This is a genomic window from Streptomyces sp. NPDC007863 (assembly GCF_040633895.1).
In the GTDB taxonomy this organism is placed as follows: domain Bacteria; phylum Actinomycetota; class Actinomycetes; order Streptomycetales; family Streptomycetaceae; genus Streptomyces.
The window spans coordinates 40934-62466 of record NZ_JBEYEI010000003.1 but is presented as its reverse complement, the minus strand read 5'-3'; the positions used below and the strand labels follow the sequence as shown (position 1 = coordinate 62466).

20 protein-coding genes are annotated in these 21533 nt (G+C 73.9%); 7 read left to right on the top strand and 13 right to left on the bottom strand.

Annotation, left to right across the window (positions count from 1 at the left end; genetic code table 11):
* Nucleotides 1-35: 35 nt before the first annotated feature.
* Nucleotides 36-1325, bottom strand: coding sequence for an MFS transporter (locus ABZ621_RS05360; protein ID WP_360600942.1), 1290 nt, complete (start codon nucleotides 1323-1325; stop codon nucleotides 36-38).
* A gap of 34 nt (nucleotides 1326-1359) precedes the next feature.
* Between ABZ621_RS05360 and ABZ621_RS05355 the strand changes: the two genes are divergently transcribed.
* Complete coding sequence (locus ABZ621_RS05355; protein WP_360600940.1) at nucleotides 1360-2355, top strand: helix-turn-helix domain-containing protein; 996 nt, start codon at nucleotides 1360-1362, stop codon at nucleotides 2353-2355.
* Here ABZ621_RS05355 and ABZ621_RS05350 read toward each other — a convergent pair.
* From ABZ621_RS05350 to ABZ621_RS05340, 3 genes are all read right to left on the bottom strand, one after another.
* Nucleotides 2316-3557, bottom strand: a complete 1242-nt coding sequence (locus ABZ621_RS05350; protein WP_360600938.1) for an MFS transporter — start codon at nucleotides 3555-3557, stop codon at nucleotides 2316-2318. The two genes, ABZ621_RS05355 and ABZ621_RS05350, sit on opposite strands and share 40 nt — an antisense overlap.
* Nucleotides 3558-3675: 118 nt before the next feature.
* The gene (locus tag ABZ621_RS05345) at nucleotides 3676-4725 is read right to left on the bottom strand and encodes a Zn-dependent alcohol dehydrogenase (RefSeq protein WP_360600936.1); all 1050 of its coding nucleotides are present in this window, start codon (nucleotides 4723-4725) and stop codon (nucleotides 3676-3678) included.
* Between the two features lie 30 nt (nucleotides 4726-4755).
* Nucleotides 4756-5670, bottom strand: coding sequence for an SDR family oxidoreductase (locus ABZ621_RS05340; RefSeq protein WP_360600934.1), 915 nt, complete (start codon nucleotides 5668-5670; stop codon nucleotides 4756-4758).
* An 84-nt stretch (nucleotides 5671-5754) separates the two neighbouring features.
* On the opposite strand from ABZ621_RS05340, the gene ABZ621_RS05335 reads away from it, so the two are divergent.
* A complete protein-coding gene (locus ABZ621_RS05335) occupies nucleotides 5755-6681 on the top strand; it encodes a cyclase family protein (protein ID WP_360600932.1) in 927 nt (308 codons plus the stop codon).
* 202 nt (nucleotides 6682-6883) lie between these two features.
* Here ABZ621_RS05335 and ABZ621_RS05330 read toward each other — a convergent pair whose 3' ends face one another.
* The 4 genes from ABZ621_RS05330 to ABZ621_RS05315 all read right to left on the bottom strand — a co-directional run bounded on the left by ABZ621_RS05330 (nucleotide 6884) and on the right by ABZ621_RS05315 (nucleotide 10872).
* Nucleotides 6884-7327, bottom strand: coding sequence for an ATP-binding protein (locus ABZ621_RS05330; protein ID WP_360600930.1), 444 nt, complete (start codon nucleotides 7325-7327; stop codon nucleotides 6884-6886).
* A gap of 326 nt (nucleotides 7328-7653) precedes the next feature.
* Nucleotides 7654-8541, bottom strand: a complete 888-nt coding sequence (locus ABZ621_RS05325) for an acyl-CoA dehydrogenase family protein (protein WP_360600928.1) — start codon at nucleotides 8539-8541, stop codon at nucleotides 7654-7656.
* A 7-nt stretch (nucleotides 8542-8548) separates the two neighbouring features.
* Complete coding sequence (locus ABZ621_RS05320; RefSeq protein ID WP_360600926.1) at nucleotides 8549-9682, bottom strand: acyl-CoA dehydrogenase family protein; 1134 nt, start codon at nucleotides 9680-9682, stop codon at nucleotides 8549-8551.
* Nucleotides 9682-10872, bottom strand: coding sequence for an amidohydrolase family protein (locus ABZ621_RS05315; protein WP_360600924.1), 1191 nt, complete (start codon nucleotides 10870-10872; stop codon nucleotides 9682-9684). The genes ABZ621_RS05320 and ABZ621_RS05315 overlap by 1 nt, the downstream gene beginning before the upstream one ends.
* Before the next feature lie 262 nt (nucleotides 10873-11134).
* Between ABZ621_RS05315 and ABZ621_RS05310 the strand changes: the two genes are divergently transcribed.
* Both ABZ621_RS05310 and ABZ621_RS05305 read left to right on the top strand, forming a co-directional pair.
* On the top strand, nucleotides 11135-11383 hold the full coding sequence (locus ABZ621_RS05310) for a hypothetical protein (RefSeq protein ID WP_360600922.1): 249 nt from the start codon (nucleotides 11135-11137) through the stop codon (nucleotides 11381-11383).
* 34 nt (nucleotides 11384-11417) lie between these two features.
* Nucleotides 11418-13016, top strand: a complete 1599-nt coding sequence (locus tag ABZ621_RS05305) for an AMP-binding protein (protein ID WP_360600920.1) — start codon at nucleotides 11418-11420, stop codon at nucleotides 13014-13016.
* On the opposite strand, the gene ABZ621_RS05300 is transcribed toward ABZ621_RS05305, so the two are convergent.
* Nucleotides 12952-13410, bottom strand: coding sequence for an STAS domain-containing protein (locus ABZ621_RS05300; protein WP_360600918.1), 459 nt, complete (start codon nucleotides 13408-13410; stop codon nucleotides 12952-12954). The genes ABZ621_RS05305 and ABZ621_RS05300 overlap by 65 nt on opposite strands.
* 254 nt (nucleotides 13411-13664) lie before the next feature.
* Between ABZ621_RS05300 and ABZ621_RS05295 the strand changes: the two genes are divergently transcribed.
* Nucleotides 13665-14243, top strand: coding sequence for a sigma-70 family RNA polymerase sigma factor (locus tag ABZ621_RS05295; RefSeq protein WP_360600916.1), 579 nt, complete (start codon nucleotides 13665-13667; stop codon nucleotides 14241-14243).
* A complete protein-coding gene (locus ABZ621_RS05290) occupies nucleotides 14240-15448 on the top strand; it encodes a maleylpyruvate isomerase N-terminal domain-containing protein (RefSeq protein ID WP_360600914.1) in 1209 nt (402 codons plus the stop codon). Before ABZ621_RS05295 ends, ABZ621_RS05290 begins: the two co-directional genes overlap by 4 nt.
* 43 nt (nucleotides 15449-15491) lie before the next feature.
* Here ABZ621_RS05290 and purU read toward each other — a convergent pair whose 3' ends face one another.
* Together purU and ABZ621_RS05280 are read right to left on the bottom strand one after the other, a co-directional pair.
* Complete coding sequence (gene purU, locus ABZ621_RS05285; protein ID WP_360600912.1) at nucleotides 15492-16343, bottom strand: formyltetrahydrofolate deformylase; 852 nt, start codon at nucleotides 16341-16343, stop codon at nucleotides 15492-15494.
* A gap of 73 nt (nucleotides 16344-16416) precedes the next feature.
* The gene (locus ABZ621_RS05280; RefSeq protein WP_360600910.1) at nucleotides 16417-16944 is read right to left on the bottom strand and encodes a hypothetical protein; all 528 of its coding nucleotides are present in this window, start codon (nucleotides 16942-16944) and stop codon (nucleotides 16417-16419) included.
* Between the two features lie 143 nt (nucleotides 16945-17087).
* Here ABZ621_RS05280 and ABZ621_RS05275 point away from each other — a divergent pair, with 143 nt between their 5' ends.
* Entirely contained in the window at nucleotides 17088-18410 is a 1323-nt protein-coding gene (locus ABZ621_RS05275) for an ABC transporter substrate-binding protein (protein WP_360600908.1), read from the top strand.
* A gap of 39 nt (nucleotides 18411-18449) precedes the next feature.
* Here the strand turns inward: ABZ621_RS05275 and ABZ621_RS05270 are convergent, their stop codons facing one another.
* The gene (locus tag ABZ621_RS05270; RefSeq protein ID WP_360600906.1) at nucleotides 18450-19886 is read right to left on the bottom strand and encodes a hypothetical protein; all 1437 of its coding nucleotides are present in this window, start codon (nucleotides 19884-19886) and stop codon (nucleotides 18450-18452) included.
* Nucleotides 19887-20018: 132 nt separating this feature from the next.
* Nucleotides 20019-21401: a transcriptional regulator gene (locus tag ABZ621_RS05265; RefSeq protein ID WP_360600904.1), complete on the bottom strand. Its 1383-nt coding sequence runs from the start codon at nucleotides 21399-21401 to the stop codon at nucleotides 20019-20021.
* Between the last annotated feature and the right edge of the window lie 132 nt (nucleotides 21402-21533).

The window sequence follows — 21533 nt, the reverse complement described above, 5'->3', positions numbered from 1 at the left end:
GTCAGCTTTCCAACGGATCGGGCCAACCCTCGCCTTCAGGCCACCCTCGGCAGGTTCCTGATCGGCCTCACCGCCAGCAGCGCCGCCACCACCAGCACCGCGACCCCCGCCCCCGCGAGCAGCACCGCCTCCGTGCCGACCACCCCCGCGACCGGCCCGGACAGCGCCCGCCCGACGCCCATCATCAGCAGGGATCCGGCCACGTCATAGGCGTGCATCCGGTTCAGCGCCTCCTGCGGGACGTGCGTCTGGACCGCCGTGGACCACATCACGAGCCAGTACGCGAACGCCGTGCCCGCCACGAACTGCCCGGCCGCCAGCGCCGCGACCGGCGCCCCGAGGCCGAGCAGCGCCAGGTTCACCGGCAGGCCGAGGAGCGCGACCGCCCCGGACGCGAGGGGCCGGCGCGGGCGGATCCGGAGCGCGAGCAGCCCCCCGAGCGCGCTGCCCGCGCCGTTGACCGCCATCAGCGCGCCGTACACCGCCGAGCCGTGCCCGCCGGTGACCAGGCTCGCGGTGAGCGGCACCATCGGACCGGCGACGGTCAGCCCGTACACCGTCCAGATGGAAATGACCCCCCACAGCCAGCTCCGCGAGCGGAACTCCCGCCACCCGAGGGCGAGTTCGGAGCCGAACGAGCCGCGGACCCGGCCGCCGTCCGCCATCGGCGGGATCCGCATCAGCAGGAAGCAGACGGCGCTGACGGCGAACGTGGCGGCGTTCGCGGCGAAGGCCGCGCCCGCGTTCCAGACGGCGACGAGGAGCCCCGCGAGCGCCGGGCCCGCCATCGTCATCAGCGCCTCCACCACCCGCAGGACGGCGTTGGCGCGCTGCACGTCGGGCGCGATCCGCGGGATCGTCGAGGCGACCCCCGGCTGGAAGAGCGCGGCTCCGACGCCCGCGACGACGGAGAGCCCGTACACGGCCCACAGCGGCGGGCTGCCGACCGCGAAGGCGACGGCGAGCAGCGCCGCCCCGGGCAGCCGCAGCAGATCCGCGGTGATCATCATGCGGCGGGCGGTGAAGCGGTCGGCGAGGACGCCGCCGAAGAGGACGAAGACGGCGAAGGCGGCCGTCCACAGGCCGAGCGCGTACCCGACGGAGGAGCCGGGCCGGCCGGCGCCGAGCAGTCCGGCGGCGAAGGCGACGGGGACCATCCCCTCGCCGAGGACGGCGGCGGCCCTGGCCGTGAAGAAGAGCCTGAAGTTACGGTTCCAGAGTGCGGGGGGCGCGACCGGCAGCGGAATCAGCGCGTCGGCCCCGGGCTTGTACGTGTTGTCCGTCACGGGCAGCCAGTCGTACCACCGACTGGTCTGGACCACCATTGATTTAGCTGAGGGAAAGCCGAGGGAGAGGCCCATGGGAGAGACCGCGCCGCACCGGCCGCACCGCGTCGCCGTCCTCGCCCTGCCCGGGCTCCTCCCCTTCGAGCTGGGCATCCCGCACCGGATCTTCGGCCGCGCCCGGGACCCCGAGGGGCGGCCGCTGTACGAGATCGTGACGTGCGCCGTGGCCGCCGGACCGGTGCGGACCGACGCCGACTTCGCGATCCACGTGGAGCACGGCCCGGAGGCGCTGGCCACCGCGGACACGGTCGTCGTCCCGGCCTCGTACGAACTGGGCCCCGTCTACGAGGAGGGCAGGCTCACCCCCGAACTGGCCGCCGCCCTCGCCCGCGTCCGGCCCGGCACCCGGCTCGTCGCGATCTGCACGGGCGGGTACGTCCTCGCCGCCGCCGGGTACCTCGACGGGCGCCCCGCCACCACCCACTGGGCCTCGGCCGACCACTTCCAGCGGCTCTTCCCGACCGTACGGGTCGACGCGGACGTCCTCTTCGTCGACGACGGCGACGTCCTGACCTCGGCGGGCGTCGCCGCCGGCCTCGACCTGTGCCTGCACATCGTCCGCCGCGACCACGGCGCGGCCGTCGCCAACGACGTGGCCCGCCGCACGGTCGTCCCCCCGCACCGGGACGGCGGCCAGGCCCAGTACATCGCCCGCCCCGTCCCCGACGCCGGCACCCAGAGCACGACCGCCGCCCGCGCCTGGGCGCTCGCCCACCTCCACGAGCCGATCCAGCTCCGCGACCTCGCCGAACGGGAGGCGACGAGCGTCCGCACCTTCACCCGCCGCTTCCGCGACGAGGTCGGCATCAGCCCCGGCCAGTGGCTCACCCAGCAGCGGATCGAGCGGGCCCGTCACCTCCTGGAAACCAGCGACCTGCCCGTCGACCGGGTGGCCCAGGACGCCGGCTTCGGCACCGCCCAGTCCCTGCGGGTCCACCTGATGACCGCGATCGGCGTCACCCCGACCGCCTACCGCCGCACCTTCCGCCCCGGCGTGCCGGCCGGGTGACCCTCGCGCGGGAGCGCCGCCTCCCGCTCCCGCTCGCGGTTCCGTACGAGCCTCAGCTCGCCGAACGCCGCGACCACGACGAGCAGCAGGGTCAGGCCCACCCCGCAGAGGATCGCGGTCGACGGGGCGACCACGCGCAGCAGCCCGCCCGCGAGCGTGCCGCTCGCCGCGTACCCCGCGCCGACCGCCGCGTACATGATCGAGTACCCGGCGGCCAGCGCCGACGGCGGCAGCACCCGCCGCAGGGCCAGGTTCCGGGTGAGCATCGCCGGCGCCTGGAGCAGCCCGGCCGCCGCGAGGGCGACGCCGAGGGCGACGGCGCCCGGCAGCAGCGCCACCGCCGCCACCCCGGCGGTCACCCCGAGGACGAGCAGGAGCGACTGCAACGGGAGCGGCCCGGGCCAGTCGGAGCGGAGCCCGTACAGGAAGGAACCGGCGACCGACCCGAGGGAGAAGCCGGCGAGCAGGGGGCCCGCCCAGCCGATGCCGATGCCGCGCTGTTCGAGGAGGGCGGGCAGGATCAGTTCGGCGAGCGCGAGGAGGGTCAGAGAGGCCGCTCCCAGGACGTACACCGGCCAGGCCGCGAGCAGCGCCCGCCGCCTGCCCGGCCCGTCCTTCTCCGGCGCCTCCGCCGACCAGCCGGCGGGCAGCAGCCACAGCCCCGCGAGCCCGGCGGCCATCAGCGCGGCCTGGAGGAGCAGCGGTACGGCGGGGGCGGCGCCGAGCGCGAGGCCGGTCGTCAGCGCGGGCGCGGCCGCCCAGATCCCGAAGGTCAGCATGGACTCCAGGCTCAGCGCCTGGGTGACGGATCGTTCCGGCACCATCCCCGTGAGCAGCGCCCGCAGCCCCGCCGACACGGCGACGGGCCCGGCCCCGGCCAGGAACGCCAGCACCCCCAGGACGACGGGGTGGGCGCCCGGCGCGAGCCCGAGCCCCGCGAAGCCGGCCGCGCCCACGGCGAGCCCGCCCGCCATCTGCGGCCTGGCCCGCTCGGCCCGCATCCGCAGGCCGAGCACCGGCGCGGCGAGGATCTCCCCGATCACGTACACGGCCGCGAGCACCGCCCCGAGGCTGTACCCGCCCGGCCTCTCCCGCACCAGGAACACCAGCGCCAGCGGCGCCATCGCGACGGGCATCCGGGCGGCCGCGGTGACGGCGCACCAGGTGAGGACGGGGCGGGTGAGAAGGGCGCGGTACGACATCCGGCGAACGTACCGCCACGGGGGAGCGAGCACGAGCGGGTTCCGCGCCCACGTTCCGTGCCCGGGTTCCGCGCCCGCGTTCCGCGCCCGGGTTCCGGAAGGGGAGCCCGCGCGGGTCCTAGAAGAGGAGCACGCCCCGGGCCACCTTCCCCGCCTCCGCGTCCTCCCGGGCCCGCCCGAACTCCTCCACCGGGTACGAGGCGGTGACCAGTTCGTCGAGGAGGAGCTCGCCGGTGCGGTACAGCCGGGCGTAGAGCGGGATGTCCTTCTGCGGCCGTGAGGAGCCGTAGCGGCAGCCGAGGATCGACTTGTCGAGGAACATCGCGGCCGGCGGGAAGCTCGCCTCCGCCTTCGGCGCGGTCATCCCGAGCAGGACGGCCTGCCCGTGCCGGTCGAGGAGGTCGATCGCGGTGCGCACGAGACCGGTGTGCCCGACGCACTCGAAGACGTGGTCGGCGCCGGTCGGCAGCACGTCCCGCACCCCGTCGGCGGAGGGCAGGAAGTGCGTCGCCCCGAACCGCCGGGCCACGGCCTCCTTCTCCGGGTTCGTGTCGACGGCGACGATCGTGAGCGCGCCCGCGATCCGCGCGCCCTGGATGACGTTGAGCCCGATCCCGCCGGTGCCGATGACGACGACGGTGTCCCCGCGGGCCACCTTCGCGCGGTTCAGTACGGCCCCGACGCCGGTGAGGACGCCGCAGCCGAGGAGGGCTGCGGAGGCGAAGGGCACGTCGTCCGGGATCTTCACGGCCTGCACGGCCCGGACGACGGTCCGCTCCGCGAAGGAGGAGTTCGAGGCGAACTGGAAGAGCGGCTTCCCCTGCCGTGAGAACGGCTGCCCGGGCATCCCGATGGCCTTCCGGCACATGGTCGGCCGCCCGGCGTCGCAGTCGGCGCAGGCCCCGCAGTTCGCGAGCGTCGACAGTGCGACGTGGTCCCCCGGCCGGACGTGCGTGACCCCGTCGCCGACGGCCTCGACGACGCCGGCGCCCTCGTGTCCGAGGACGACGGGCGGCGGGAACGGAATGGTCCCGTCGATCACCGACAGATCGCTGTGACAGAGCCCGGCGGCCCTGATCCCCACCAGCACCTCGCCGGGACCGGGGTCCCGCACCTCCAGATCCGCGACGACCTCGACGTTCTTCCCGTCGAACACCACACCCCGCACGACGACCCCTCCCTCTCCTCGGCGCCTGGACTACTGGTTCGGGCGGTCGCCCGCCGCGGCCGCGCGGGCCATCTCCTCAAGGCGTGCCAGCATCGGCATCGGGTCCGTCCCCACCGTCCCCGGCAGGAAGTCCGCGATCCGCTCCGGCGTCCACGCGCCGCCCTCCGCGTATCCGGCCCGCAGCTCCCTCGGCTGCGCCCAGACCGCGATCTTGGGCCCGGCGATCGTGTAGACCTGCCCGGTGATCGCCTCGGCGCGGGCACGGTCGCTGAGCAGGTAGACGACGAGGGCGGCGACGTCCTCGGGCTCGCCGATCTCCTTCAGCTCCATCGGCACGTTCGCCGACATCCGGGTCCGCGCCACCGGCGCGACCGCGTTCGCGGTCACCCCGTACTTGTGGAGCCCGAGCGCGGCGCTGCGCACCAGCGAGATGATCCCACCCTTCGCCGCCGAGTAGTTGGCCTGCGCCACGGACCCCTGGTGGTTGCCGCTGGTGAAGCCGATGAGCGTCCCGGCCCCCTGCTGCCGCATGACCGCGGAGGCCGCCCGGAAGACGGTGAAGGTGCCCTTGAGGTGGGTGGCGACCACCGGGTCCCACTCCTCCTCGGTCATGTTGAAGAGCATCCGCTCGCGCAGGATGCCCGCCACGCACACGACCCCGTCGATCCGCCCGTACGCGGCGAGGGCCGCGTCCACGACCCGCTGTCCGCCCGCCATCGTCGAGATGTCGTCGGCGACGGCGACGGCCGTGCCGCCGGCCGCCTCGATCTCCTTCACCGCCTCCGCCGCGATCTCGGAGGCCGGTTCGCCGCCCTCGATGGAGACGCCGTAGTCGTTGACGACGACCTTCGCCCCCTCGGCGGCGCACGCGAGGGCGACCGCGCGGCCGATGCCGCGTCCCGCTCCGGTCACGGCGACGACCTTGCCCGCCAAGAAGTTCCCCATCTCCGGCCCCTTCCCGCAGTTTCTGACGGTCCGTTAGATTCTATGGGTCGTCAGATACCGGAAAACAAGACCCCGGAGGCCCCGATGTCCCTCCCCGCCGCTTTCCACGAGATCGCCAAGCGCGTGAACAACTGGGGCCGTTGGGGCCAGGACGACGAGATCGGCACGCTGAACCTGATCTCCGACGAGGTGGTCCGCGAGGCCGCCGCCACCGTCCGCACCGGCCGCCGCGTCCCCCTCGCCGTCGACCTCAAGCAGGACGGCGTGCAGACCGGGATGATCCCCGGCCGGGTCAATCCGCTCCACGTGATGGTCCAGGTCAACCAGGAACTCTTCGGCCCCGGCACGGTCGCCACCAGCGACGACGCCGTGACCCTCGGGCTGCAGGCCGGCACCCACTGGGACGCCCTCACGCACGCCTCGCACTCGGGCCGGATCTACAACGGCCGCCCCGCCGGGACCGTCACCCCGCACGGCCGCGCCGCCTTCAGCGGCATCCACACGGCCCGGCACGTGGTCGGCCGCGGGGTGCTGCTCGACGTGGCGGCGGCGAAGGGCGTGGACCGGCTGCCCGGCGACCACGCGGTGACCCCGGAAGACCTGGACGAGGCGGCGGAGTTCGGGCGGGTGACGGTACGGGCCGGCGACATCGTCCTCGTACGGACCGGGCAGCTGGGGCTGTACCTGGCCGGGGACCGGCACGCGTACGCCTTCCCGTCGCCCGGGCTCTCGATCCGTACGCCGGAGTGGTTCCACGCCCGGGACGTCGCGGCCGTCGCCAACGACACGCTCACCTTCGAGATCTTCCCGCCGGAGATCGAGGACCTGTGGCTGGGCGTGCACGCGCTCGACCTGGTCGAGATGGGCATGCTCCAGGGCCAGAACTGGAACCTGGAGGAGTTGTCCACAGCCTGTGCACAAGAAGGCCGCTACGCCTTCCTGCTCTCCGCGATGCCGGAACCCTTCGTCGGCGGCACGGGCACACCGGTGGCCCCGGTCGCGATCTTCTGAACGACTTCGGACGGTCAGGACGCAAGGCGGCCAGGGCTCACAGAGGGCCGGGGCTCACGGGTGGCGGCGCGCTCGCGCGCGCCCCGAGCACGGCACGGACCGCCGCCACCCGACCACGACCCGCACATGCCGAGGGCGCACGGCCCTCGGCTCCCCTCGCCACGAATCGCTCACCCTAGGGTGGGCAAAACGGAACGAACCGTCAACAGCGCACCTGTCCGGGTGAACCGACACCCTCACCGGGGAGCGTCACCGCGGGCGTCCGGTCGACCTCGCACCAGATGCTCTTCCCGCGCCCCTCGGGCTGCCAGCCCCACCGGTCGGCGAGGCCGTCCACCAGTTCGAGGCCGCGCCCGTTGGTGTCCTCGCCCGCGGCGTGCCGGGGCCGGGGCGGCCGGTCGCTGCTGTCGGCGACCTCGACCCGCACCCCGCCCTCGGCCGCGAAGAGCATCCGCAGTACGGCGGGGCAGCCCGTGTGCACCACCGCGTTGGTGACGAGCTCGGAGATGAGCAGCACCAGCGTCTCCGCCAGCGGCTCGTCGTCCCCTATCCCGGAGCCGGCCAGCCGTTTCCTGGCCCACCGGCGCGCACGCCCCACCTCGGCCGGGTCCGGCCCGACCTCCAACTGAACCTGAAGCACCTGCACCGTTCACACCATCCGAACCGGCGAACACACCTTTACGGAACGTGATTCCCTTGTGAGACAGCATGGTTGACGTACAGTCACCGCAACAAGCGCTTCGGGCATATTCCAGCGCGAAGGAGTACGCATGGTCCATACTGTGCGACGCACGCGGCGGGGAGTCGAACGCGGGGCGCGACCCGGGCTCACAAGCACTCGCATCCCACGGAGAGTACCGGAGCGGGACCCCGACTCCGGCCCGTGACGACCCTCCGAAGGACACAACCCGATATCGACATTCCGCCCACGGCGACCGGGATTCGAACACGCTCCGTCACCAGTTCGGGCCTTCAGAGCGCGGCGGCCACCTCCTCCGCGGCCCGGTCCCCCGGCAGCACCAGCGCGGCCCGCACCCACGCCCGTTTCAGGTGCAGATGGACGTCCGCCTCCCAGGTGAACCCCATCCCGCCGTGCACCTGGAGGCAGTCCCGCGCGTTGGCGACCGCCGCCTCGTCGGCGAGCAGCTTCGCCCCGGCGATCTCCACCGGGTCGGCGGTGACGGCGGCGCCGTGCACGGCCGCCCGCGCCAGCTCGGTCCGCACGAGCATCCCCGCGCAGAGGTGCTTCACCGCCTGGAACCCCCCGATGACCTGCCCGAACTGCTCCCGCCGCGTGGCGTACGCGACGGCGGCGTCGGTGCACCAGGCGGCGGTGCCGACCTGCTCGGCGGCGGTGAGGAGGACGGTCTCCGACGCCCACTCCCCGGTGCCGGGGACCCGGTGAAGCGGCGTCAGCGGATCCACCGACCGGACGGGTACGGCGCCCTCGGCGGCGCCGAGCACCACGTCGGCGGCCTCCAGCCAGGGAACCAGCCCTTCCGGCGAGACCTCCGTGACCACCACCGCCCCCTCGGCGGCGCCCGGCACCGACCCCGCCGCCACGTGCGTGGCGACCAGCGGTCCCGGCAGCAGCGCCCGCCCCGCCTCCTCGAAGACGAGCACCGCCTCCGGCAGTCCGAGCCCCACCCCGCCCCGCTCCTCCGGCAGCCGCAGCGCGAAGAGCCCGGCCTCGCCGAGCTCCTTCCACAGCCCCCGGTCGAGCCGCCCGTCCCCCTCCCCGTCTCCGCCCCCGCCCCCGTCCACGGCCGCCCGCAGCGCCTCGCGCCCGAAGCGGCCCGCGAGCAGTTCCCGTACCCCGCGTACGAGGTCCCGCTGGTCCTGGTCCAGACGGAAGTCCACGCCCGGCTCACCGTCCCTTCGGCAGGCCGAGGATCCGCTCGGCGACGATGTTGCGCTGGATCTGGCTGGTGCCGGCGGCGATCGTGTACGAGAGGGAGGAGAGCCGGTCGAGGTTCCACTCCCGGCCGAGGTCGAGCGCGTCCGGGCCCAGGACCTCGGCGGCGGTGTCGTACAGCTCCTGACGGGCGTGCGAGTAGTGCAGCTTGAAGACGGAGCCGCCGACGCCGGGGACGCCGCCGGTGGCCTGCGCCTCGCTGACGTTCCGCTGGGTGAGCCGCCACAGCGCCTGGAATCCGGCCGCGAGCCGCCCGAGCCGCCGCCGCAGGGCGGGGTCGTCCCAGCGGCCGTTCTCCCGCGCGGTGCGGGCGAGTTCGCCGAGGAGGCGGCGGCAGGCGACGACCTCGCCGACGAAGGCGGTGCCGCGCTCGAAGGAGAGGGTGACCATGGTGACCCGCCAGCCGTCGTTCTCCTCGCCGACGCGGTTCGCGACCGGCACCCGCACCTCGTCGAGGAAGAGCTCGGCGAACTCGGTGGACCCGGCGAGGGTCCGCAGCGGGCGGACCGTGACGCCCGGCGCGTCCATGGGCAGCGCGAGCCAGCTGATCCCCCGGTGCCGGGGGCCCTCCGGGTCCGTCCGCACGAGGAGTTCGCACCAGTCGGCGACCTCGGCGTGCGAGGTCCAGATCTTCTGCCCGGTGACGACGTACGCGTCCCCGTCGCGCACGGCCCTGGTCCGCAGGGACGCCAGGTCGGAGCCGGCGTCGGGCTCGCTGAAGCCCTGGCACCAGACCTCGTCGCCGCGCAGCACCGGCTCCAGCCACCGCTCGCGCTGTCCGGGCGTGCCCTCGGCGGCGATGGTGGGTCCGGCGTGGAGGAGGCCGACGAAGTTGGCGCCCACGTAGGGCGCGCCGGCCCGCTCGGTCTCCTCCAGGAAGATCAGCCGCTGGGTGGGCGAGGCGTCCCAGTGCACGTGCCCGTACCCGGCGTCGTACAGGCGCCGCTGCCAGCCGCAGTCGTACGCCCTCCGGCCCGGCCAGTCGAGCGGGTCGGGCCGGGGCGGGAGCAGGGGCAGCGCGGAGCGCAGCCACTCCCGCAGCCCGGCCCGGAACTCCTCCTCCGCCTCGCTGTACGCGAGGTCCATCACACGATTCCGAGGTCGAGCATGCGGATGGCGTTGCCCCGCATCAGCTTGTAGACGGTCTCGTCGTCGAGGCCCCGGACGTGGTCGAGGGCGACCTCCTTGGTGTGCGGGAAGGTCGAGTCGACGTGCGGGTAGTCGGTCTCGAAGGTGGCGTTGTCCCGCCCCACCACGTCGAGCGAGGCGATGCCGTGCTTGTCGCGGAAGAAGCAGCAGAAGATCTGCCGGTAGTAGTACGTGGACGGCGGCTCGGGGATCAGGTCGCGGACGCCGCCCCAGGCGCGGTGCTCCTCCCACACGTCGTCGGCGCGTTCGAGGGCGTACGGGATCCACCCCATCTGGCCCTCGCTGTAGGCGAGCTTGAGGCGCGGGTACTTGACGAGGACCCCGCTGAAGAGGAAGTCCATCATCGAGGCCATCGCGTTGTTGAAGCTGAGGCTGGCCTGGACGGCGGGCGGGGCGTCGGGGGACGCCGCCGGCATCTGGCTACTGGATCCAATATGCATGTTCACGACCGTCCCGGTCTCCTGGCAGACGGCGAAGAACGGATCCCAGTAGCCGGAGTGGATCGACGGCAGCCCCAGGTGGGTGGGGATCTCGGAGAAGGTCACGGCCTTCACCCCCCGGGCGGCGTTCCGCCGGATCTCGGCGACGGCGAGGTCGATGTCCCAGAGCGGGATGATGCAGAGCGGGATCAGCCGGCCGCCGCTGTCCCCGCACCACTCCTCGACCATCCAGTCGTTGTACGCGCGCACGCACGCCAGGGCGACCTCCTTGTCGTGCGCCTCGGCGAAGGTCTGCCCGCAGAAGCGCGGGAAGGTCGGGAAGCAGAGGGACGCCTCGACGTGGTTGAGGTCCATGTCCGCGAGCCGCGCCTTCGGGTCCCAGCAGCCGCGCCGCATCTCCTCCCGGGTGATCCCCTCCAGGGTCATGTCGTCCCGGTCGAAGCCGACGGCCGCGATGTTCCGCTTGTACGGGAACTTCAGGTCCTCGTAGATCCACCAGTCGGTGGGCGGCCCGGCCGGGTCCATCGTGATCTGGTACTTCCCCCCGACGTACGCGAGCTCGCCGATCCCGGCGGTGAGCGCCTTGGGCCCCCGGTCCCGGTACTTCGCGGGCAGCCAGGTGTCGAAGAGGTGGGCGGGCTCGATCACGTGGTCGTCGACGCTGATGATGCGGGGCAGTTCGGTCATGACCCCTCCTCAAATCTGATGGATCGTCAGATCCTGACCCCCTCAAGCTAACGCCTACGGGTGGGCATGGGTAGTACCCGCCCGGCGGGCACGGGGGGCGGCACGGGGGCGGACGCGCCGGATCGACCGCCGGGCCGGCCGCGGATCGGCCCCGGCGGACCGGCCGCCGGATTGTCTGCACCATCCGCCCCTGGAAAGCCCTGGGCGGGACGGGAAGACTCCTGGCCGCGCCCTCTCGCCCCCACCGGAACGGAACCACCCCATGAGGCACGTCCGCACCTCCAGGAAGCTCCCCGGCCCCAACCCCGCACAGCTCCGCTTCGGCACGCTGATCGCCTCCACCGCGCTGCTCACCGGGGCCCCGGGGGCCGCGGCCAGGGCCCGCGCCGCCGCCATCGCTCCGCGGCCCCCCGGCCGGACGCCCGGCCGGGCCGCCCCGGCCGGACCCGGGGCTCCTTCCGCGCCTCTGGACCGACGGGGGGCCACCCCCTACGCTCTCCCCATCACCTGACGGACAATCAGATAAGGTCGGCTAGGGGGTCGCCGTGACCGAGAGCGTGACCAGGACCGAGACCAATTCCGAGCCCGGTACCGGGACCGGGACCGCGCACGCCCTGGGCGCCTCCCGGACGCTCTGGGAGCTCGTCGAGCGCCGCGCCGCGCTCACTCCCGACCGGCCCGTCCTGCTCCAGGAGGACCGCGTCCTCACCTTCGGCGGGCTGCGCGAGCGCGCCGAGCGCTGCGCCGCCGGGCTGTACGCCCTGGGCGTCCGGCCCGGCACCGTCGTCGCCTGGCAGCTGCCGACCCGCATCGAGACGGCGGTCCTGTCGTTCGCGCTCGCCCGGCTCGGAGCCGTACAGACCCCCGTCATCCCCTTCTACCGGGACAAGGAGGTCGGCTTCGCGCTGCGCGAGTCCCGGGCCGAGTACTTCGCCGTGCCCGGCGTCTGGCGCGGCTTCGACCACGCGGAGATGGCCGGCCGGCTCGGCGCGCGCGGGGTCTTCCGGGCGTACGACCCCGAGGACCTGCCCGACGGCGACCCCGCCGTCCTCCCCCCGCCGCCCGCCTCCGGCACCGACGTCCGCTGGATCTACTGGACGTCCGGCACCACCTCGGACCCCAAGGGCGTGCTGCACACGGACCGTTCGCTCCTCGCGGGCGGCGCCTGCCTCGCCCACGCGCTGCGCCTGACCGCCGCCGACGTCGGCTCGATGGCCTTCCCGTACGCGCACATCGCCGGGCCCGACTACACGGTGATGCTGCTGCTGTACGGCTTCCCCGCCGTGATGCTCGAACAGTTCGCGCTGCCCGCGTCGCTGGCCGAGTACCGCAGGCACGGGGTCACCGTCGCCGGCGGCTCCACCGCCTTCTACTCGATGTTCCTCGCCGAGCAGCGCAAGAACCCCGGCGAGCCCGTCATCCCCACCCTCCGGCTGCTCGCGGGCGGCGGCGCGCCCAAGCCGCCGGAGGTGTACCACGCGGTGCGCAAGGAGCTGGGGTGCCGGCTCACCCACGGCTACGGCATGACCGAGGTCCCCATGATCACCATGGGCGACCCCGAGGACACCGACGAGAACCTCGCCACGACCGAGGGCCGGCCGCCCGCCGCCATGGAGATCCGCGTCACCGACGACGGCGGGATACGGCTCCGGGGCGAGGCCGTCTGCCGCGGCTATCTCGACCCGGCGCAGACCGCCGCCGCCTTCGACGAGGACGGCTTCCTCATCACCGGCGACGTCGGGCACCTGACGCCGAGCGGGCACCTCGTCCTCACCGGACGCGTGAAGGACATCATCATCCGCAAAGGCGAGAACATCTCGGCCAAGGAGATCGAGGACCTGCTCCACGAGCACCCGGCCGTCGGCGACGCCGCCGTCATCGGCCTCCCGGACCCCGAACGCGGCGAACGCGTCTGCGCCGTCGTCGAGCAGCCCGAGGGCGCCGCGCCGCTCACCCTGGAGGGGCTGACGGCCTTCCTGCGCACGGCCGGGCTCTCCGTCCACAAGCTGCCGGAACAGCTGGAGGTGGTGGACGCCCTGCCGCGCAACGAGACCCTGCGGAAGGTGCTGAAGTACCGGCTCAGGGAGCGGTTCGGGGCAGCGGGGTCACCGGCGGCGGAGGAAACGCCGAAGGCAGCGGAGTAGGCGCGGCGGCCGACGGGACGACGGGCGGCGGGGCGACGGGCTCGCCCGCGAGGGCCGCGGGCACGTCCCCGTACACCTCGAAGAGCCGGGTGACCCCGAGCGCGGCGAACACCCGGGTCACGTGCCCGTGCCCCTCCCCCGCCTCGGGGAGGACGATCCGCAGCCGCCCGCCGCAGGAGCGCAGCAGCCGGCGGGCGGCGACGAGCACGCCGATCCCGCTGGAGTCGCAGAACCTCACCCCGGAGAGGTCGACGACGAGATCGTGGCGGCCGGCGGCCACGGCGTCGTGGACCCGCCGCCGTACCCGTGGCGAGGTCAGCAGGTCCAGCTCACCGCGCAGGCGCAGCACCGTCCATCCGGCGCGCTCGTCCTCGTCGGCCTCGATCGTCGTCACGGACGGGCGCCTGCCCCGCGGGGCCCCGCCGAAACCCCCCGTGCCCGGTATGACGCTTTCCTTACCATCCGCTCCCTCGTGAAGGCCGCACTTGCGGCAAACGGGCGTGCGTCGTCGGCGCCTCGCACTAGTTTGGGGTGGAGGACCGGACAGGACGGGACAGGAACCGACAGCGGCACGACGGTACGACGCCACGACGGCACGCACGACGGCAAGGCGCCACGGCACAGGGAAGCGGAAGGCGGAGGGCTCGGATGGCGACGGACACACCACCGCGCTGGGACCGCAGGATGCAGCAGCGGCTCGCACGCGGCGAGGCCGCCGCGCTCGGCGAGCTGTACGACCGCTACGCCTCCCTCGTGCACAGCCTCGCCCACCGCGTCCTCGACGACGACCAGGCGGCCGACCAGGTCACCCGCGAGGTCTTCGGCTACATCTGGGAGAACCCGGAGGCGTACGACCCCCGGCAGGGCAATCTGCGCTCCTGGGTGGCCGGGGTGGCCCAGCGGACGGCCGTGCACCGGCTGCGGCAGACCGAGGCGACGGCGTACGCGGAGACCGGCATCGGCTCGGCGGAGGAGCTGGAGGCCAAGGTGCGCCGGGCCTCCGTCGCCGCCCGCGCCGACTACATCGTCACCTCCATGCCGGCCCCGCTCCGCAAGGCGCTCGAACTGGCGTACTTCCAGCGGCGGGACTACCGCCAGACCGCCGCCGACCTGTCGATCAGCCACGAGGAGGCCAGACGCCGGCTCCGGCTCGGCCTCCAGCTCCTCTCCTCGGCCAACACCCGCCCGCCGGACGGACCGCCGGGCGGCTACGGGCGTGCGCTGTGACGGCGGCGAACGGCGAGGGCGACGACCTCGCACGCGCCCCGTGGATACCGGCCCCGAGAGAGTCGGCCGACGACCACGCCGACCTCGCGGAGCCGCCCCCTGCCCTCTCCCACACCGTGCTCAAGTCCCTCCTCGGGGCGTGGGCGCTGTCGGCGTGCTCGGCGGCGGAGACCAGGGCGGTGGAGGACCACCTGACCGCCTGCGCCCCGTGCGCGGACGAGGCGCTGCGCCTGCGCGACGCGGTGACGCTGCTCCACGAGGACCGGGACCTCGACCTCGACCCGCTGCTGCGCTCCCGGGTCTTGGAGAACTGCCTCGGCCGCCGCCCGGCCCGCATCCCGGTGCCGGCGTGGGCGACGCCGTACGACGCGGAGACCGCCCGGCTCGACGCGCTGCTGCGGGACATCGGCGAGTCCGAGTGGCACGCGCCGGTCCGGCTCAAGTGGCACGAGGACGACCGCCCGGCCCGGCGGAAGTCGACGGTCGCGGGCGTGATCGGCCACCTCCTGGCGGTGGACGGCCTGGTGTCGGGCGCGCTGGGCCTCACGGACCCCCTGGGCCCCGACGTCTCCCCTGACCTCACGCCCACCGAGCGGACGGAGGCCTTCTGGGAGTCCCTCGACCGCCCGCCGAACCGCTCCCTCCGGGCCCCCTGGCGGGACCAGAGCCACACCCTGATCCGCACGGTCTCCTTCGCGGGCCGCGAGGTCGCGGACCTGACCGTCACCTACGGCGACTTCGCCCTCCCCCTGAAGGACGCCCTGCTGGAACGGGCCTTCGAGTGCTGGCTCCACGCGGACGACATCGCGAACGCGGTGGCCTACCCGTACGACCCGCCGAGCGGCCCGCACCTCCACGGCATGATCGACCTGGCGGCCCGCCTGCTGCCGGCCGCCGTCGCCCACCGCCGCCGATCGGGCCGGGCGGCACCGGCCCACGGCCTCGTCACGGCGGGCGCGCCGGGCCGCTCGCTCCATCTGGAGGTGGAGGGCGCGGGCGGTGGCCACTGGTACATCGCCCTGGACTCCCCGGCGGCGCTCGGCTCCCCGGACCACGCGGTCGCGCAGGTCGCCCTGGACGGGGTCGAGTTCTGCCGCCTGGTGGCCGGCCACATCACCCCCGAAGAAGCCGCCGCCGGCCAGACCGGCGACCGCGAGGCCATCCAGGACGTCCTGGCGGCCGCCGCCTCCTTGAGCCACTTGTAAGGCGGTACCCCCGCCGCACCGGCGGGGGTGTGTCCCGGTGGGGTCAGGTGAAGACGACGGTGCGGCGGCCGTTGGGGAGGATGCGGCGCTCGGCGTGCCACTTGACGGCCCGCGCCAGCGCCTGGCACTCCACGTCGCGCCCGATCGCGACGAGCTGGTCCGGCGTCACCTCGTGGCCGACCCGCTCGACCTCCTGCTCGATGATCGGCCCCTCGTCGAGGTCCGCCGTGACGTAGTGCGCCGTCGCCCCGATCAGCTTCACCCCGCGCGCATGCGCCTGGTGGTAGGGCTTCGCTCCCTTGAAGCTCGGCAGGAAGGAGTGGTGGATGTTGATGATCCGCCCGGACAGCCGCTTGCACAGCTCGTCCGACAGCACCTGCATGTACCGCGCGAGCACGACCAGCTCGACGCTCTCCGCCTCGACGAGCGCGAGCAGCTCCGCCTCCGCCTCCGCCTTCGTCTCCTTCGTCACGGGGATGTGCCGGAAGGGGATGTCGTACGAGGCGACGAGCTCCGCGAAGTCCGTGTGGTTGGAGACGACCGCGACGATCTCGACGGGCAGCGCGCCGATGGACGACCGGAAGAGGAGGTCGTTCAGGCAGTGGCCGAACTTCGACACCATCAGCACGACCCGCATGCGCTCGTCGGCGCGGTGGATCTGCCAGTCCATCTGGAAGGAGTCGCCCACCGCCGCGAAGCTCGCCCGCAGCTTCTCCACCGTCACCGGCGCCTCCGCCGAGAAGTGGACCCGCATGAAGAAGAGACCGGTGTCACGGTCTCCGAACTGCTGACTGTCCTCGATGTTGCATCCGGTGATGAAGAGGTAGCTCGACACGGCGTGCACGATGCCCTGCTTGTCCGGGCACGAGATGGTGAGGACGTACTGGTCGGTCATCCGGACAGCGTGCCACACCGCACGTCCCGGCCCGTACCCCGTCCGCCCTCCGGAACACCCCGCCCGGCGGGCCTCACGCGCGCGTGAGGATCCTCAGCACGTCGAGCGAGCGCGGCGGCACGTCCGGCTCGTCCCCGTCGGCCGTGGCGAGGCGCACGTGCGCCTCGCGCGCCGCGCGGACCGCCTCGGGCCAGCCCGGGTGCTCCAGGTACGCGGAGACGGGCGCGTCGGGGCCGACCTGGTGAAGGATCCGCAGCACCCGCAGGACGGCGACGTCCACGAGCTGCGCCTCCCCCGAGTCGCGGAAGATCGCGCCGACGTACTTCTCGGCGGACCAGCTGTCGAGCCAGGTGTCCTCGACGAGCCGGTAGACGGCGTCGGTCACGTCCCCGTACCCCTCCTGGCCGGCGAGCCAGACGGATCGGTGGAACACGGGATCGGAGAGCATGTGCAGCGCCGATCGCACATTCGTGCGCCAGCGCCACCACGGCATGTCGTTGAGCGGCATGCCGCCCATGGTGGAGGAGCGACGGCCGCGACGGGAAGAGTTCACCGAACCGGGGGCGGTACTGGGGGCGGCACTGGACGCGGTACTGGACATCGTCCGATCGTACGGTCGCCCACCGACAACCGGACTCACACCCTCCTCTTAGACCCTCCGACCCTCGTAATTCACCTCCAGGTCACCCTTCGTTGAACAGCGCACACTCCCGCGTTACCCATGAGGCGGAATTGTGCGTGCTCATGACCGGTAGGCGACTGTCCACTCTCCTCGCGTCCGTCACCGCCGCGGCGGCCGGCGCGTCGCTCCTCACCGGGTGTGGCGTGCTCCCTGGTGCCACGGGGGGCTCCAGGGAGCCCGTCACGGTGATGACCTGGGCCCCCGACCAGACCCGCGCGACCAACATGCCCGGAATGCCCGCCATGGCCCAGACGTTCGCCCGCTGGGTGAACTCCCAGGGCGGCATCGACGGCCACGAACTGCGCGTCCTCACCTGCAACGAACAGAACACCCCGACCGGCGCGGCCGCCTGCGCCCGCCGCGCCGTCCGCGAGAACGCCGTCGCCGTCGTGGGCTCGTACAGCCAGAACGGCCGCGCCTTCATGGCCCCCCTCGAAGCCGCCGGCATCCCCTACATCGGGGGCTACGGCATCACCGAGGACGAATTCACCAGCCCCCTCTCGTACCCCGTCAACGGCGGCCTCGCCGCCCTCCTCGCCGGCCACGGCATGCAGCTCGCCGCGGACTGCGGCACGGTCTCCCTGGTCCGCCCCGACACCCTCGCCGGCGACCGGCTGCCCAAGCTGCTCGACGCCGGCCTGAAGAAGGCCAGCAAACGCGGCGCCACCGACATCCCGGCCGTCGAGGACGCCACCGAGTACACCACCCAGGCCGCCCGCGCCCGGAACAAGGCCGGCACGGAGGACGGCTGCGTCGCCGCCGTCCTCGGCGAGCGGACCCAGACCTTCTTCGACTCCTTCCGGCGGCTCCCGGAGTCCGCCGGCGGCGCCGAGGCCGACGGCTCCGGCTCGGACTCCGGCTCCGGCTCGGACTCCGGCTCGGACGAGGGCCGGGACCCGATCCGGATCTCGTCCGTCCTCGGCAGCGTCGGCCAGCCCGTCATCGACCGCACCGGCGGCGCCCGCAGCCCCTTCGAGGGCGCCTACGTCACCGGCTGGTACCCGGAGGCGGACGACAAGAGCTGGGAGTCGATGCGCAAGGTCGTCAACGAGCACGCCTTCGCCGACAACCGGGTCGACCCGACCGACACCGGCGTGCAGACCACCTGGATCGCGTACACCGTCCTCAAGCAGGTCGTCGAGTCCCTCGACGCCGACACGATCACCAGCGCGCGGATCACGGAGGCCCTCGACCACGGCGCCCGCGTGGAGACCGGCGGCCTCACCCCGCCGCTGCGCTGGATGTACGAGGACCTGCTCGGCGCTCCCGACTTCCCCAGGATCGTCAACCACGCGGTGACGTTCCAGGTGGTCAGGAAGGGCCGGCTCGTCGCCCAGAAGCCCGGCTTCGTCGACGTCGGGCCCACCCTCACCAACCGGGGCTGACCGACCCGTCCGCCCCGGCCCGCCCCCGGTCCGCCGCCCCTACAGCTGGGTGGCGGACCGCTTCTCCAGTCCGTACTTCCCGGCGGTCGGGTTCCACAGCCCGGCCGCCTCCTTCTTCGCCTCGGTCGCCTCGCCGCTCTTCGCGTTGGCCGCCTTGTACCGGTTGGTCGACTTGGCCTGGCCGCCCTTGCAGGCGTTCTTGGCCTTCATCTGGTCCGCCCAGCCCGCGTAGTGGTCGTCGGCCGCGGCCGACGCCTGCCACGCGCGCGTGAGGGCCGCCTTCAGCGCCCCGTTGTCCGGAAGCTTGTCGACGCTCAGGGTCTGCAGCTTGGTCACCAGACCCCGCCGCTGCTCGGCCGCGCCCCTGAGGTCGGCGGCCGCCTTGTCGAGGTTCTTGCACTGCTTGATCGCCTCGACCGAGCTGATCACCGCGTCCCGGCTGTCGTTGCTGGTCGCGAGGAGCTTGTCCAGCTCCTTCGCCTGCGGCTCGGCCGGGTCATCCTTCTTCTCCGGCGCCGCGGAGGCGCCGTCGCCCGCCGCCGAGGGCGCCGAGCTCGGCGCGACGCTCGTCCCGGCCGTCGGCTCCTTCTCGTCGTCGCCGCCGCTCAGCAGGGCGCCCACGCCGAGACCGACGACCGCGCAGCCCACCACGACGGCCGCGATCAGCGCGACCGGCGACTTCCGGCGCGGCGCGGGCTCGTCGTCGTAGTAGTACTCGTCCTGCTGCCCGCCGGGCGCCTGGTAACCGCCGCCGCCCTGGTAGCCGTACTGCTGCTGCGGCGGCTGGTGGTGCTGGGGCTGCTGCTGGTACGGAGCCGGGGCGGGCTGCTGGTACGCCGGGGGCGCGGGCTGCGCCGGCGCCGAGTCCCGGAAGAGGGAGTCGAACTCGGCGGGCGGCTGCGACGGCCCGGGACCGCCCGGCACCGGACCACCGGGCACCGGACCGCCGCTCCCCGGCAGGGGGGCTATGTACTGCGTCGCGTCCGAGGCACCCGTCTGCGCCCCCGCGGGCGGCTGCGGCAGCGGCCCGGTCCCCAGGAACTGCGTCTGCGCGCCGCCCCCGGCACCGCCCACCGGAGCGATGTGCTGCGTCGCCTGCAGGTCCGCGACCGGAGCGGCGGCCGGCGGCGGATAGCCGTACCCGGCGGGCGGGCCCACCGGCGGCACGCCCCCGGGCACGGGCGCGATGTGCTGGGTCGCCTGCAGGTCGGCCGCGCCGTGCGCGGCGACCGGCGGCGGATAGCCGTACCCCGCCGGAGGACCCGCCGGAGGCATCGGCGCGCCCTGCGGCTGCGCCGGGATCGGCGCGATGTACTGCGTGGCCTGGAGATCACCGGCGGCCGGCGCCTCGGGCGGCAGCGGCTGCGCGGGGGGCAGCGGCTGCCCGCCGGGCTGGGGCGGACCGCCCGCGGGGCCCCAGGCACCACCCCACGCCTGCGCGCCCCCCTGCTCCGGACCCTGTCCGTTCTGCGTCACCGGGACTCCTACTGATGGACCGACCTACGGAATCGTCGGCTCACGCTACCGGGTGCGTCCCTCGCTCCGCACACACGTGTGAGCCCGGTAACACCCTCCCCGTGGAACGGAACCGACCCGCGATCCGTCCGCTCACACCGCGTGCACCTCCAGGCGCGCCTCGAACTCCCGGACCACCGCCTCGCCCGCGTACGGCTCCAGGCGCTCCCTCAGCTCCTCCACGTACTCCGCCCCGCGCGACGACCGCAGCGTGCCGAGGAGTTCGAGCGCGCGCGTGCCCGTGCGGCACGCCTCCTCGATCTCCCTCTGCTCCACGCGCGCGTGCGCGAGCAGCGCGAGCCCGATCGCCCGCCGCCGCGCCCGCGTCTCCGGATGCCCGGCCAGCGACTCCTGCGCCGCCCGCACCGCCGCGTCCGCGCGCCCCAGGTCCCGGTAGCAGTGCGCCAGTTCGTCCGCCAGATAGGCCTGGTCGAAGTGGGCGATCCAGGCCGGGTCGTCGCCCGACTCCGGATCGGCCGCCTCCAGCGCGCGTACGGCACGTCCCGCCGCCGACTCGAAGGCCCGGTCGTCGCCCATCAGCGCGTGCCCGCGCGCCTCCGCCGCCAGGAACATCGCCTGGGCCCTCGGCGGCACCCCGCCCCGGGTCCCCTCCTGCGCGGCGCGCGCCAACTGGGCGATCTCCCGCGGGTTCCCGAGCTCCGCCGCCAGGTGGCTCATCGACGCGGCCAGCACGTAGCCGCCGTACCCGCGGTCCCCGGCCGCCTGCGCGAGCCGCAGCGCCTGGATGTAGTACCGCTGCGCCAGGCCCGGCTCGCCCGTGTCCACCGCCATGTACCCGGCCAGCTCGGTCAGTCGGGCCACCGCGCCGAACAACTCCCGCCCCACCTCCTCCCGGTAGGAGCCGGACAGCATCCCGGAGACCACGCTGTCGAGGTAGTGGACCACCACCGGCCGGACGTGACCGCTGCCGAAGCGCCGGTCGAGGTCGACGAGCGCCGCCGTCATCTCCCGTACCGCCGCCACGTCCGCGCGCCCCACCCGGGCCCCGGCCGCCCGCGCCACCTGCGGGTCGACGCCGCTGATCAGCCAGTCGCGGCTGGGCTCCACGAGCGCGGAGGCGGCGACCGTGGACCCGGTCAGGAAGTCCCGGCGGCCCACGTCGCTGCGGTAGAGCTCGCAGACCTGCTCGATCGCGCCGAGCACGGTCGGCGCGAACTGGAGGCCGACGCCCGCCGCGAGGTTCCGGCCGTTGGCCATCCCCACCTCGTCGATCGTCACCGTCCGCCCGAGCTTGCGGCCGATGGCCTCCGCGATGATGCCGGGCGCCCGGCCGCGCGGCTGCTGCCCGCGCAGCCAGCGCGCCACCGAGGTCTTGTCGTACCGCAGGTCGAGACCGCGCTCCGCGCCGACCATGTTGACCCTGCGGGCGAGACCGGCGTTGGAGCACGCGGCCTCCTGGATGAGCGCCTGGAGCCGTTCGTTGGGCTGTCGCGGCACGAGTGGCCTGGCTGCCATGAGTGGAACCCCCAGACGGGACGGGTACGGACACGAAGGGATCACTGCCCGGCGGATATCCGGTCAATGCCGATGTGAACACGCGAAACCGGACACGCCGACGGGCGGTCCGCGGCACCCCGCCCCGCCCCG

Bases quoted from the DNA above. Each gene is read 5' to 3' on its own strand.
- ABZ621_RS05360 (WP_360600942.1), bottom strand. From the start codon at position 1,325: ATGGTGGTCCAGACCAGTCGGTGGTACGACTGGCTGCCCGTGACGGAC.
- ABZ621_RS05355 (WP_360600940.1), top strand. From the start codon at position 1,360: ATGGGAGAGACCGCGCCGCACCGGCCGCACCGCGTCGCCGTCCTCGCC.
- ABZ621_RS05350 (WP_360600938.1), bottom strand. From the start codon at position 3,557: ATGTCGTACCGCGCCCTTCTCACCCGCCCCGTCCTCACCTGGTGCGCC.
- ABZ621_RS05340 (WP_360600934.1), bottom strand. From the start codon at position 5,670: ATGGGGAACTTCTTGGCGGGCAAGGTCGTCGCCGTGACCGGAGCGGGA.
- ABZ621_RS05335 (WP_360600932.1), top strand. From the start codon at position 5,755: ATGTCCCTCCCCGCCGCTTTCCACGAGATCGCCAAGCGCGTGAACAAC.
- ABZ621_RS05320 (WP_360600926.1), bottom strand. From the start codon at position 9,682: ATGGACCTCGCGTACAGCGAGGCGGAGGAGGAGTTCCGGGCCGGGCTG.
- ABZ621_RS05315 (WP_360600924.1), bottom strand. From the start codon at position 10,872: ATGACCGAACTGCCCCGCATCATCAGCGTCGACGACCACGTGATCGAG.
- ABZ621_RS05310 (WP_360600922.1), top strand. From the start codon at position 11,135: ATGAGGCACGTCCGCACCTCCAGGAAGCTCCCCGGCCCCAACCCCGCA.
- ABZ621_RS05295 (WP_360600916.1), top strand. From the start codon at position 13,665: ATGGCGACGGACACACCACCGCGCTGGGACCGCAGGATGCAGCAGCGG.
- purU (WP_360600912.1), bottom strand. From the start codon at position 16,343: ATGACCGACCAGTACGTCCTCACCATCTCGTGCCCGGACAAGCAGGGC.
- ABZ621_RS05280 (WP_360600910.1), bottom strand. From the start codon at position 16,944: ATGTCCAGTACCGCGTCCAGTGCCGCCCCCAGTACCGCCCCCGGTTCG.
- ABZ621_RS05275 (WP_360600908.1), top strand. From the start codon at position 17,088: ATGACCGGTAGGCGACTGTCCACTCTCCTCGCGTCCGTCACCGCCGCG.
- ABZ621_RS05265 (WP_360600904.1), bottom strand. From the start codon at position 21,401: ATGGCAGCCAGGCCACTCGTGCCGCGACAGCCCAACGAACGGCTCCAG.